Source organism: Rhodococcus sp. IEGM 1366 (assembly GCF_033142425.1).
Classification (GTDB): Bacteria; Actinomycetota; Actinomycetes; order Mycobacteriales; family Mycobacteriaceae; genus Rhodococcus_F; species Rhodococcus_F globerula.
Window position 1 is genome coordinate 258843 of record NZ_JAWLRZ010000009.1, and the last position, 12972, is coordinate 271814.

Consider the following 12972-nt stretch of genomic DNA (forward strand, 5'->3'; position numbering starts at 1 on the left):
GAAGCGAACTCAGGCGCCGAGCACTTGGCGTAGGTAGTCGTTGTCGAACACACGATCCGCGTCGTACTTGTCTCGCACAGCAATGAAGTTGTCGAGTTTGTCGTACGTCGGGCGTAAGTCGTCGATGGTCCGGTTGTGCATTTTCCCCCAGTGCGGCCGGCCGTCGACGGCCTTTGCCATCGCTTCGACTGCGGCAAAGTACTCGGTCTCGGACCGGCGGTGATACTGGTGCACGGCGACGTACGCGGTATCGCGTCCGTTGGCGGTGGAAAGCCAGAGGTCGTCGGCGGCGGCAAAACGAACCTCGACGGGGAACGCGACGTTGGTTCCAGTCCTTTGCAGCCACTGATTGATCTCGTGGAGTAGACCTTTGACGTGTTCGACCGGGACGGCGTATTCCATTTCCTTGAACTTCACGCGGCGCGGCGATGCAAAGACCCGATAGCTGCGGTCGGTGAATTCCCGGGCGCCGAGCAGGCGTGACGATATCTGGTTGATGGTGGGTATCGCGGCCGGCGCCAGGGTGGCGATGCGGTTGACGCCCTCGAAGAGCGTGTTCGACATGAATTCGTCCTCGACAAAGGTTCGGATCGCGCTGACGGGCTTCAACGGTGTGTCGCCGGGCAGGCGTGTGTTCCGTTTGGTGAGGACCCGATCGGTGTGGGGGAACCAGTAGAACTCGAAGTGGTCGACGGTCCTGCACTCGTCGTCCAGGGTGTCCAAAATGTGGGACAGCGTGTCGGGTTTTTCGATGGCGCGCAATGTGAACCGAGGCGAACACGCGAGGGTGACCTTGGTGATGATGCCGATCGCGCCCAGGCCGATGCGGGCAGCTTCGAACAGTTCCGGATTTTGATCCGCGGACGCGGTGACGATTGCTCCGTCGGCTGTCACGATTTCGAGGCCGTGAATCTGCGTCGCAAGTCCACCGAACGCGGCGCCGGTTCCATGGGTTCCGGTGCCAAGCGCTCCCGCGAGAGATTGGGCGTCGATGTCGCCGAGGTTGGTCATGGCGTACCCGCGTTGCCATAACGCCTCGTTGAGGGCGCGCAGGCGCGTGCCTGCGAGAACCGTCACCAGCGCCCCGTCGTCGGTGGGGGTGATCGATTCGATCCCGGAGAAGTTGTCGAGGCTGACAAGAACTCCGTCTGTGACCGCCGCACCGGTAAAGGAATGGCCCGCTCCGACTGCCTTCACGTGCCACCCTCGCGTTGCGGCTTCGACGACAAGCGCTGCGAGTTCACGGGTGTTCCGCGGTGTTGCCCACTGTCGCGGTGAAGCCCTTTGAGTGCCTGCCCAGTTCTGCCAGATATCCGAAGCCATTGGACAATCATGTACTTGGACGTTCGTCCAAGCAAGCATTGTGCCTAGTTTTTCCGATCTCCGTTCTAACATCATGGGATGCTCAACAGGCTTCCGGCGGACGAGCGCCGCACACAATTGATCGAATCCGCCATTTCCATTGCCGAACAGCGCGGCGTGAGTTCAGTGACGGTCCGTGCTGTAGCCGAAGAGGCGGGCGTATCGCTCGGCGTAGTTCACTACTGTTTCGAGAGCAAAGAGGAGCTCATCGCCGCGATGGGCGAGACGTTGATTGTTCAGCTCAGCGAATCGCTCCAGCATGCCTTCGGGCAGGTTCGCCACGCGCCTGATCTGACCGGGATCCAAGGGCTGAAGGAACTGCTGCACATCGGGTTGACCGGGATGTGGCCGCTCATCGAGGTGACGCCTGATCGGCAGTTGCTGACCTACGAAATCACCGCGCAAGCTCTGCGTAGCCGCAACCTCGGGGCCGAGCGTGCCGGTGCCGTCGCCAGCGATCAGTACCGGATCATGGACGAGCATGCCATTGCATTTCTCGAAGAATGCGCCACGATTTCCGGAACTGTCTGGACAGAGTCTTTGCAGTCGTTGGCGAGATGGAGTCTGGCGATGATCGACGGATTGGTCTTGCGCTGGCTCGTTGATCGTGATTCCGACGCCACCATTGCGGAATTCGGCGAAATGGTTCAGGTCATCGCCGGCAAGGCGATCGAGGCGCAGCACTGACCCCGTCATGGACATGCGTCCAATTCAGGTGTTGACTTGACCGCGACGCCGCGACGATGGGACACACGTGACCACAACACTGGATCGACTGACATCCGCTACTGCTGATTTCGACCCGCCCCTGGCCGCTCTCGACCTGACAACTCTGCGCAGCAATGCTGCCGATCTGATTCGCCGGGCCGGGGGAACACCGGTGCGCGTTGCGAGTAAGTCGGTCCGGTGCCGCGCCGTTCTCGAGGAAACACTGGGCGGTGGGCTCACCGAGCAGGGTGGCTTTCGCGGAATCATGGCCTACTCACTGCGGGAGGCATTGTGGTTGGTCGGTCTCGGCGCCCGCGACATCCTGATGGGATATCCCACCGTGGATCGTGGAGCGTTGGCCGAACTCGCCGGTGATCCGGTTGCGATAACGGCGATCACGCTGATGATCGACGACGACGCTCAGCTCGATGTCATCAGATCAGCTGCGCCAGGCGCTGCGCCGATTCGGGTGTGCCTCGACGTGGACGCGTCCCTGCGCATCGGGCCGATTCACCTGGGGGTACGACGCTCTCCGCTCCGCGAACCGAATGATGTTGCCGCACTGGCTGTGCGTGCGCGGTCCCGTGGATTTTCCGTCGTCGGTGTCATGTTCTACGAAGCGCAGATCGCCGGACTACCGGACACCAGCGCGCCGATCGGCTGGGTCAAGAAGGCCTCCGCCCGGGAACTGTCGCACCGGCGAGGTGCTGTCGTTTCTGCGGTCACGGATGCGGTGGGCACCCTCGAGATCGTGAACAGTGGCGGTACCGGATCACTCGAAGTCAGTTCTGCCGATCCGGTGGTCACCGAGGTGACGGCGGGTTCGGGGCTGTATGTGCCGACGCTCTTCGACAGGTACCGCGCCTTCCGGCCGGACCCCGCCCTGTTCTTCGCACTCTCCGCGGTTCGCAAGCCGACCTCGAAGGTCACCACCCTCTTCGGCGGCGGGTACATAGCCTCCGGACCGGCCGGCGCCGCGAGGGTTCCGAAACCGATGCGCCCACTCGGTCTGAAATTGCTCCGCAACGAAGGCGCAGGCGAGGTGCAGACGCCGGTCACAGGACGGGTTGCCGGCGACATCGCGATCGGTGACCGAGTGTGGTTCCGCCACGCAAAGGCCGGCGAATTGTGTGAGCGTTTCGACCACGTGAATCTGGTCGATGCCGACGGCACCGCCACCGCGGTACCGACGTATCGCGGCGACGGGCAGTGCTTCGGCTAGCCGGCTGTCAGGCGCATGAAAGCGCCGAGTTCCACCAGCCCCGCCGGCGTGGTCGGCATGTACTGCGTCAGTGCATACGACCGGACGATGATGGCGCACCATTTTCCGCGTGAGACAGCAACATTGAGGCGGTTGCGCGAAAGTAGGAATGACATGCCTCGTGGAACGTCCTCGATTGCGGACGCTGCCATCGACACAATGGCGACTGCCGCTTCACGTCCCTGGAACTTGTCGACGGTACCCACCTCGACGTCGGTGAATCCCGCTTCGGTGAGATCGCGCTCGATGGTGCCCACTTGGGCGTTGTAGGGCGCGACCACCAGAATGTCCGCCTCGGTCAGGGGCCGGGTGCCGTCGAACTCGCTGGGATCGGTCCACGGCGTGCCGAGGAGTTCGCGGATCTGCGTCACGATGACGGCAGACTCTTCGGGTGAATACGTCGAGTTGCCGGAATGGTCGACGTACACCGTGTGTACGCCCGCTGCCAGACCGTCGAGTTTCCGTGCAGCGCTTACCGATTCCTGGGACAGCAGCTTGCCCTCGTAGGACAGGGCCGACACCGGCGCGCACAGGTCGGGGTGCATCCGCCACGTCTTTTCGAGGAAGTATCCCAACTCCGGCGGCAGGGCGCCGTGCCCTTCGGCCAGCCAGCCGAGAGCGGATTCGTCAACAGGTTCGGGATGAGTTCCCTGGCTGACCTGCGGCAGTTGTTGCGGATCGCCGAGTAGCAACAGATTCCGGGCGGAGACGGCAACGGCAATGGTGTTGGCCAGCGCGAACTGTCCGGCTTCGTCGACGACAAGGAGATCGAGGCTGCCAGGGGGCACTCGATCGGTGTTCGCAAAATCCCACGCGGTGCCACCGATGACGCAACCAGTGGATTCCGCTTCGGACAGGAAGCGGGGGAACTCCTGGGGCGTGATGTCGGTCCACTCCGCAATTCGGCTCCGGCTGCCCTTCTTGGCGACCAGAGCCGGATCGAGGCCGGCCTTGACTATGCCGCCCAGCATGTTCTCCACCACCGAATGCGATTGCGCAACAACACCGATACGCCACTGGTGCTGCTCCACCAGAGCCTTGACCACTCGCGCCCCGGTGTACGTCTTACCGGTACCGGGTGGGCCCTGCACCGCAACATAGGAGTCGTCCAGATCGAGGACGGCAGCCGTGATCGCGGACGCGTAGTCGTTGCCTTCGCCGACCGGTGGAAGCGCGTCGCCGGACAGGGTTCGAGGCGTGAGTCGACGCAGAATGTCGACCGCCGCGCGGCGCGGCAACCCGGGCAATCCGTCGCAGGCTTCTGATGCCGCTGCAGCGATGGACTTTTCCATCGGCACCGTCGGAATAGGGCGTCCGGGAGCCAACGCAACGGGAGTCTCGGAGAACTCGTCACCTCGGAGTAGTTCCTCGATGGTGACAACGTCGAGATTGCCGGATTTTTCGACCGAGACTATCTTCACGCCGTTGGTGCCGCGCTGCGCCGGATTGTCGCCGGCAACGGCGTCGGGAGAGGGAACGTCGTACAGCGCGAACATGTCGGTGCCGGGGCTCAACGTCGTGCCGGTGCCCAGGGTGCCCGTCAACTGGATGTGCCGTCGCGGCTTCTGCCTGGCGGTGTTCTTGTGCCAGTCTGCTTGAATGTCTGGCACGTCGACCACCATCACGTCACGGACATCGACAAGATCTTCGATGGGGGCCGACAAGCGATCGAAGTGCGCCCACCAATGCGGCTTCTTCTCTCGGCTGTGGTACCCGACCGCCGCAGCGAGGAGGGCTGCGGCGTGTTGCTCGGCGGTTCGCGCCGGGCCGGCTTTGTGCCCGGCGAATTCACGCAATGCAATTTCGGTTTCGGTGAGGTCTTCGACGGGCAGGGCGATCTGTCCTGTTGGCTGACGCAAGGTGATGTCGTGTTCGGCTGCTCGATCGACCAACCAATTACGCAGTCGGAGAGTCGATTCGCAGTCGTACTCGTTGTAGTCGGAGATGCCTTGCAGCAGTTCACTGGCTTCGTCGTCCTTGCCGCGCTCGCGTAGCTCGCAGTAGTCGGAGTACGCAACCACGGACGCCGCGGCATTGACGACGTCGCCGTCCCGGCCGTGTTCTCCCATGTACAGCGGTTCGAGTTTCTTGATGCTGTACGAGCGAGCCCCGATTCGCATGGCCGAGCGAACGAGCGGATACAGATCCACGAGCACACTCTCGCGCAGCAGCGTGTCCACTACCTGCTCGCCCACGCCGTGACGCGCGGCGAGTCGCAAAAGTGCGGACTTCTCGTAGGCCGCGTAGTGATAGACGTGCATGCCCGGATGAGCCTCGCGCCGCGCGGTCACGTAGTCGAGAAAGTCGACGAGCGCTTGGCGTTCACCGGCGCGGTCGTGTGCCCAGAACGGCTTGAACACGTAGTTCTCCGCCGGACCTTCGACGACGCCGAACAGGTACTCCAGCCCCCAGTCGGTGGAACCGTCCTCCGCCCACAGGGGATCACCCTCGAAGTCGAAGAAGATGTCTCCGTCGTCCGGCACGGGTAGCCCCCCGAGCACGGACGCGTTGTAGATGTGGAACTCGGCCTCGCCGGATTGTTCCTGGCGCAACTGCAACGCAGCCTGCGCGCGCAACTTGTCCAGAGTGTCGCGGCGGATACCGTCGACGGGTTCGGTGCTGACGGCCAGTTGATCGATCGACCCGATGCCGGCGGCAATCAGCTGCATCCGCTGATTGCCCCGGAGACCAGCCACCAGGAGCAGGTCACGATGGTTCTCGACTTCCACGCTGCACGTATCGCACCGTCCGCAGCGCAGGTACCGGCCGTCGAGCCACTCGGCGGGTGTTCCCTCAGCGTGATGTTCGTCGAGAACCTGCTCGAGCTTGGCTCGGCTTGCCGAGAACACCGGCGCGATGTCACCGATGTCGTGGGACGACGTGCTGCCGTCGCCGAGCATCAGATGCACCTGGTCGGAGGCGGCGATTGCGTTGCGGCCCAGCGCGTCCGCATAGGCGGCCAACTGCAGGAGTGCCGATACCTTCGCGTGCCGCGACAGCTTGCTGTCGTACACCGCGTACCGATCGCCCTCGCGCACCAGGAAATCACAGAACCCCAGGAACCGGCCGTCGAAGAACGTTCCCTGGTAGATGACGGGGGCACCGGAGCGTAGGGCTTCGACGGTGGCGAGTGCTGCTTCGGTAAGCCCGGCGCGGGTGTGTTCGGGCCGTTCCATGACAACCACACCGTCGCCGTGTTCGGCGATGAACCGCTCCAACTGTTCGCGCTCGTGGTGTTGACCGAGCGCGGACGTTCGTTCCAGCATCGGATCGGCGTCGACGCCCTCCGCCTTGATCAGCCCGGTCCGCGCGTCGAGTCGCCGCAGTAGGCCGAATTCGCATGTAGCGGCCGCCGAGAGGTCACTGGCGCTGTAGATGATCTGATCATCGAGGAGGAACACAGGGGCGATTGTGCCAGCGATGACCGACAAAACGGCGGGTTGGACATGTCAGGCACGTCGCAATGCCCGTGAGCCAGGCAGAATGTCCACCATGCCCTTTTTTGACGGTCGACGCGGTCAGGTCCATTTTCGGCGGTGGCCCGCTTCCTGCGACGAGTCGCTGGCGATGTCACTGGTGTTCCTGCACGGGCTGGGGCAACACAGCGGTCAGTACCACCGATTTGCGGACGCTCTCACGTCTTCCGGCATCGAGGTCTGGGCGATCGACCACACCGGGCACGGACTGTCCGAAGGGGAACCGGGCGTGGCGGCGCCGTTGTCCGATCTCGCCGCTGATGCCGCGACCTTGGCGGATATCGCCCGAGAAGCGCAACCAGGTATCCCGCAGGCGGTGATGGGGCATTCCCTCGGCGCCGTGACCGCGCTGTCGATGCTGACGCATCAGGATCATCATTTTGTGTCGGCTGTCCTGTGTGGAATCCCGCGCAACGCGGTTGCCCAGAGCGGGTGGGCGGACTTGGCCGATTCCGGGATCCCGGTTCTGGTGGTGCACGGCGTCGACGACCGGATGGCACCGATCGAGCCGGTGCGCACCTGGGCGTCGGCGCTGCCGAATGTGGAGATGCGGGAATTCGAGGATGCCGGCCACGACCTGTTGCACGAGAAGGTACACACCAGCGTCACTGCGGTGAGCCGCGATTTCCTTCTCGCGCACAGTCGTTGAATCAGGCGAGTGCGTCGAGCACATCCTTGGACGTCACCGGGTGCGAGAACATCGGGTAGTCGTAGGTGATGGCGTTCTCGTGTTCTGCTGCTGAGGTTCCAGCGACGCAGTCGGTGAGAGTGATGACGCGGTAACCGTTTTCGTAGCCAGTGCGCATGGTGGACTCGACACAGCAGTTGGTCAGGAATCCGCCGAGGATGATCGTGCGGATTCCCTTGCTGCGCAGGATGAAATCGAGATTGGTGCTTGCAAAAGTGTCGAGGCCGCGCTTGCCCTCGACGAGGATATCGCCGTCCTGTGGAGTCAGTTCGTCGACGATTGCGGCTCCCCAACTGCCTTTGACAAATGCCTTTCCGTCCACGACGCCCTTGAGGATTCCGTACGGGTGCGAGGTGATCTCGTTGTATCCCTCGGCAAACGTGATCGGCGCGTGCATAACTGTGACGCCGGCGGAGCGAGCGGCCTCGACCAGTGCCGTGGTGTTCGCCAGTAGTCCGGTCGATTCCATCACGGGGGCGACAGCGTCATGAAGGACGCCGCCTTCGGTGGTGAAGTCGTTCTGGTATTCGATGAGCACGACTGCGGTGGTTGCGGGATCCAACTCGAGCTTTTCGGTCATGTCGACACCTTTGGTTGTGTGTTTCGGGCCACTTCTATTAAACAGTTTGTCTGACAAGCAGGCAAGAGGTAGCGTCGGCGACATGGACATAACTCCGCTCTCGCGTATCCCGCTGAGCCTTGCGGTGTCCGGCAGGCTCCGAGACGCGATTCTCGACGGGTCTCTACCGGTCGGCGAGTCCTTGCCAACGGAGCAGGAACTGGCACAGGCTTTTTCGGTGGGCCGCTCCACCGTCCGCGAAGCGCTGCGCGTACTTCAGGCGCAAGGGTTGGTGACCGGTGCCGACACCGTGTCGACAGCGCGTCCCAAGGTGACGCACGAGAACACAGCCGATTCTGCAGCCACGGCGTTGAGCACGGCTGTGCAGGTGGGTGCCGTTCCGCTTCCGGACCTGGTCGAATTGCGGGTGCTCCTCGAAGCCGCGGCACTGCGCGGTGTCCGTGAGGTTCCTGGTGCTGCGCGCGTTGCCATCGAGGAGATGCGTCGGGCCACCGAGAACAACAACGCGTCCGCGTTCCACGACGCGGATGTCGACTTTCACGTCGCCTTGGCGGGTGCCGGTGGGAACCGCGCCTTTGCGCTGGTGATGACGGTTCTGCGCGAGTCTATCGCCGGCTATCTGATGAGTGAACTCGAGGCGGTCGAGGACTCGGCGGCCACTCTCGGGGTACTGCTCGCGGAGCACGAAGCGATCGCCGATGCGATTGCGGCCGGTGAATCCGATTATGCGGCACAGCTTGTCGAGAAGCATGTGCGAGGTTTCTACGAAGGACACACGAAATGACGACAACGGTGGACATGTTGGGAGACCGACTGCGGGAAGTGCTGGGGGAGAAGGCGACCACGGATCCCGATCGGATGGGCGCCTATTCCCGGGACCAATCCTTGCTGACCACCGCCGGTGTTCCGGCGGCTCTGGTCAAGGCAACGTCCGTCGATGATGTCGCCGCGACGATGACGGTTGCCCACGAACTCTCCGTTCCGGTCGTGACCCGCGGTGCAGGAACCGGTTTGGCCGGTGCTGCCAATGCTCTCGACGGGTGCATTGTGCTCAGCGTTGCGGGTATGAATCGCATTCTCGACATAGATGCCGCGGCCCGCACGGCAACAGTGGAGCCTGGTGTGATCAACGGCGATCTTGCGGAGGCGGCTCGCGCACAAGGACTTTGGTATGTTCCGGACCCCGGTAGCCGGGCAATCTCGAGTATCGGCGGTAACTTGGCCACCAATGCCGGTGGTATCTGTTGCGCCAAATACGGAGTCACCGGCGACCATGTCGCGGCGCTCACCGCAGTTCTCGCCGACGGTCGCGTGATTCGCACCGGAGCAAAGACTCGCAAGAATGTGGCCGGTCTGGACCTGACCCATCTCCTGGTTGGTTCCGAGGGGACGCTTGCCGTCATCGTCGAAGCCACGATGCGGCTGCGGACCGCGCCCACGGCTGCAACCACGGTTGTTGCGTTCTTCGACTCGGCGGAGAAAGCGATCGAGGCCGTCCTGGCCGTCGCCGCGGTTGCCGAACCGTGTCAGTTGGAATTGATGGACGCAGTGACCATCGACGCTGTAAACCGCTTCACGAGAATGGGGCTCGACGAATCGGCGGGGGCGATGCTTCTCATTCAGTGCGACGGTAGATCTGCCGTGCAGGAAGCGGCAGACTGCGCGGCGGCCTGCACGCGCGTCGGCGCAACCGAGGTGTTCCACACCGACGATCCCGAGGAAGGTGACGCGTTCACCGCCGCGCGTCGCATGGCGTTGCCGGCGCTCGAGGCGATGGGAACCGTGCTACTCGACGACGTTGCCGTCCCGGTACCGGCGTTGCCCCGAATGCTCGAACGTATCCAGGACGCGGCTGAGCGGCACTCGGTGACCATCGGAACCTTCGGTCATGCGGCAGACGGAAATCTCCATCCCACCATCGTGTTCGACGCCGGGGAACTGGGCGCGCAGGATCGCGCGCGTGGGGCGTTCGACGACATCGTGCATGCGGCACTCGAACTGGACGGCACGATCAGCGGTGAGCACGGCATCGGAGTTCTCAAGGCGCCGTACATGTCCGACATGATCGGTTCCGTCGAACGTGAGTTGATGCTCTCGGTGAAAGCCGCCTTCGACCCGAGGAACATCCTGAACCCCGGTCGCGGTATCTGAGCAGTCATACAGAAATGGCCCGGTTCGCCAACGATCTGAATCATTGGCGAACCGGGCCACATGCTGGCTGTGAGATCAGGCGTACAGATCCGTGATCGCACCCTTGTGTGCTTCGTGAATGATGTTTCGCTTGAGTTTGAGCGTCGGGGTCAGTTCGCCGCCCTCCTGGGTGAAGTCGACCTCGAGGATCGTGTACTTCTTGATCTGCTCCGGGTTCGAGACCTTCTTGTTCGCGTCCGCGACCGCAGAGTCGATTTCGGCGATGAGATCGGCATTCTTGATCAGATCGGCGATGGGGCTTCCGGCCGGCAGGCCGTTGCGCTCGACCCAACCGGGCAGAGTTTCCAGGTCCAGTGTGATCAGCGCGCCGATGAACGGTTGGCCGTCACCGACCACGAGGCACTGGCTGATCAGAGCGTGGGCGCGGAGTGAATCCTCGAGACCGGCCGGAGCGACGTTCTTTCCGCCTGCCGTGACGATGATTTCTTTCTTGCGCCCGGTGATCGAGACGTAGCCTTCGTTGTCGATCGATCCGAGGTCACCGGTGTGGAACCAGCCGTCGATGATCGACTCCGCGGTGGCCTTCTCGTTGTGCCAGTAGCCGGCAAAGACCACCGGACCCTGTACCAGGAGTTCACCGTCGTCTGCGATGCGAGCGGCATGACCGTTGATCGGCTTGCCCACGGTTCCCACGCGCTGCGCGGCGGAGGTGTTGACCGTGATGGCGGCGCTGGTCTCGGTGAGGCCGTAGCCCTCGTAGATCGGGATGCCGACGCCACGGAAGAAGTGACCCAGGCGGGCTCCGAGTGCAGCGCCGCCGGAGACTGCACGTTCGCAGTCGCCGCCGAGGGCCGCGCGCAGCTTCGAGTACACAAGCTTGTCGAACACAGCGTGCTTGAGCTTGAGTGCGATGCCGGGGCCGCCCTTTTCGAGCGCTTCGCTGTACTCGATGGCCGTTGCTGCTGCCTTGTCGAAGATGCTGCCCTTGCCGCCGTCGACTGCCTTCTGGCGTGCCGAGTTGAACACCTTCTCGAATACTCGCGGAACCGAGAGAATGAAGGTCGGCTTGAACACGGCAAACTGCTCGAGGAGTGTCGTGAGGTCCGACGTGTGGCCAACGGTGACCTTGGAGTCGAAGGCGCCGAAGGAGATTGCCCGCGCGAAGACGTGAGCGAGCGGCAGGAACATCAGGGTCTTCTTGCCGGGAACCATGGATTCCGGCATGGCCAGGCGGCACGCGGCGGACTCTGCGTAGAAGTTGGCGTGTGTCAGCTGGACGCCCTTGGGGCGGCCAGTGGTGCCGGAGGTGTAGATCAACGTTGCCGGCGATGCGGCCGTGACCTGGTGACGACGGGTTTCGAGTTCTTCGTCGGTGATTGCGGCACCGCGACTCGTCAGGTCTTCGAGAGCGCCTGATTCGATGACGAGGACCTCACGAAGCGCCGCGGCGGCTTCGGTGACGTCCTTGATGTTCGTGGCGTGATCGGCAGTCTCGACGATCAGCAGAGACGTAGCCGAATCCTCGAGGATCCACTGCGCCTGATCGGGGGAAGAGGTTTCGTAAATGGCGACGGTGCAGCCGCCGGCTGTCCAGATCGCGTAGTCGGTGACAACCCACTCGTAGCGTGTTGCCGAGAGGATAGCGACGCGGTCGCCGAGCTCGACTCCGGACGCGATCAGCCCCTTCGCTACGGCCGAGACCTGCTTGGCGAATTCGGCTGCTGTGACATCGACCCACGCGCCGTTGACGAGTCGCTGGAACGGCACGAATGTGGGGTCTTCGCTGGCGTGCCGGAACACCGAATCCGCCATTGACGCGTTCTCCGGAATTGTGAACGTCTGTGGAACTGAAAACTCACGCACTTTGACCCCTCCAGTGACTACCGATAACTTCGATGTGCATTGCATCACATTAGTCGTTATTTTGCACTGTCGTTACTATTCGGTAGATCCAGTTGGGCCCCGACCAGGGAATTAGTGTTACTCGATGTTGCGGGTTACTTATGCCGCGCGCTCCAACGACCGCCCGTGCATCGACAGCCAGCGCCTGATTGCGTAGTCCAATCTGTCTGAATCCACTCCCAGTTGCTCCGCGGTTGCTGCGAGTATCTCGGCCGCGTCCGTCAGAGGTTCCGTCGTGCCGAGTGTTGTGCTGATGAACGTGTCGGCGGCGGTGCCCAGATCGGTGTGGGGGATACCTGCCAGCATCAGCAGATGTGCCCAGGTGACTTCCGCGTCGTCGCCGCACGCTTCGGTCCACGCTTGCCGGACGGCGTCGAGTGAGTGATCGGAATCAGCGGCAGCGAGAAGATCCTCGACAGAGTTGATGTGCAGGTGATGCAAGCGCTCGGCGACCTGCTGGATGTGTCGTGCCTCGATCGGAACGCCGGTCGCGGTGTATCGACGCTTGTACGAGCCGATCTTGCCGGCCCATTGGTCGGAACTGCCCGCTTCCTCGAAGGTTCGGAGGAGTTCACGTGCGCCGTCGGTCACTGGTAAGGATTCACGAGCTTGCCGGTAGGCGAGGTACCGGTCGACGACGGCAACTTCGCTGTGGCCGCAACTGGACTGCACGGACTCGATGATGCACAGGGCCAGGCTCGCGCGGTAGGCGTCGGAAGCCACCCATGCAGAGGGGTCGCCCAATCGGTCGCGGCATGCTGCTGCGACTACGTCGACGGTATCGGTCGAGATGCTCACGATGTCCTCCAGAAAACTTCGCTATGCCTGTGTCGTTTCTGCTCCA

General features: G+C 62.9%; 10 protein-coding genes. 5 read left to right on the top strand and 5 right to left on the bottom strand.

Annotated elements, in window-relative coordinates; all coding sequences use genetic code 11:
• Positions 1-9: 9 nt before the first annotated feature.
• Positions 10-1323 carry a D-arabinono-1,4-lactone oxidase gene (locus R4P64_RS27335; protein WP_033236719.1) on the bottom strand — a complete coding sequence of 438 codons (1314 nt, stop codon included), beginning with the start codon at positions 1321-1323 and terminating at the stop codon, positions 10-12.
• 78 nt (positions 1324-1401) lie between these two features.
• Between R4P64_RS27335 and R4P64_RS27340 the strand changes: the two genes are divergently transcribed.
• Complete coding sequence (locus tag R4P64_RS27340) at positions 1402-2049, top strand: TetR/AcrR family transcriptional regulator (RefSeq protein WP_033236720.1); 648 nt, start codon at positions 1402-1404, stop codon at positions 2047-2049.
• A gap of 67 nt (positions 2050-2116) precedes the next feature.
• Positions 2117-3292, top strand: coding sequence for an amino acid deaminase/aldolase (locus R4P64_RS27345; protein WP_317823395.1), 1176 nt, complete (start codon positions 2117-2119; stop codon positions 3290-3292).
• Here the strand turns inward: R4P64_RS27345 and R4P64_RS27350 are convergent.
• Positions 3289-6732, bottom strand: a complete 3444-nt coding sequence (locus R4P64_RS27350; protein ID WP_317823396.1) for a TM0106 family RecB-like putative nuclease — start codon at positions 6730-6732, stop codon at positions 3289-3291. The two genes, R4P64_RS27345 and R4P64_RS27350, sit on opposite strands and share 4 nt — an antisense overlap.
• A gap of 82 nt (positions 6733-6814) precedes the next feature.
• Here R4P64_RS27350 and R4P64_RS27355 point away from each other — a divergent pair, with 82 nt between their 5' ends.
• Positions 6815-7456 (top strand): alpha/beta hydrolase, encoded by a 642-nt coding sequence (locus R4P64_RS27355; protein WP_317544994.1) that lies wholly within the window; start codon positions 6815-6817, stop codon positions 7454-7456.
• Between the two features lies 1 nt (position 7457).
• On the opposite strand, the gene R4P64_RS27360 is transcribed toward R4P64_RS27355, so the two are convergent.
• Positions 7458-8075: a cysteine hydrolase family protein gene (locus R4P64_RS27360; protein WP_141486230.1), complete on the bottom strand. Its 618-nt coding sequence runs from the start codon at positions 8073-8075 to the stop codon at positions 7458-7460.
• 82 nt (positions 8076-8157) lie between these two features.
• Between R4P64_RS27360 and R4P64_RS27365 the strand changes: the two genes are divergently transcribed.
• Together R4P64_RS27365 and R4P64_RS27370 are read left to right on the top strand one after the other, a co-directional pair.
• Entirely contained in the window at positions 8158-8859 is a 702-nt protein-coding gene (locus R4P64_RS27365; RefSeq protein ID WP_317823397.1) for a FadR/GntR family transcriptional regulator, read from the top strand.
• The gene (locus R4P64_RS27370) at positions 8856-10226 is read left to right on the top strand and encodes an FAD-binding oxidoreductase (RefSeq protein WP_317823398.1); all 1371 of its coding nucleotides are present in this window, start codon (positions 8856-8858) and stop codon (positions 10224-10226) included. Before R4P64_RS27365 ends, R4P64_RS27370 begins: the two co-directional genes overlap by 4 nt.
• A gap of 75 nt (positions 10227-10301) precedes the next feature.
• Here the strand turns inward: R4P64_RS27370 and R4P64_RS27375 are convergent, their stop codons facing one another.
• Together R4P64_RS27375 and R4P64_RS27380 are read right to left on the bottom strand one after the other, a co-directional pair.
• Positions 10302-12089, bottom strand: coding sequence for an AMP-dependent synthetase/ligase (locus R4P64_RS27375; RefSeq protein ID WP_033236726.1), 1788 nt, complete (start codon positions 12087-12089; stop codon positions 10302-10304).
• A 138-nt stretch (positions 12090-12227) separates the two neighbouring features.
• Entirely contained in the window at positions 12228-12926 is a 699-nt protein-coding gene (locus tag R4P64_RS27380; protein ID WP_317823400.1) for a heme peroxidase, read from the bottom strand.
• Between the last annotated feature and the right edge of the window lie 46 nt (positions 12927-12972).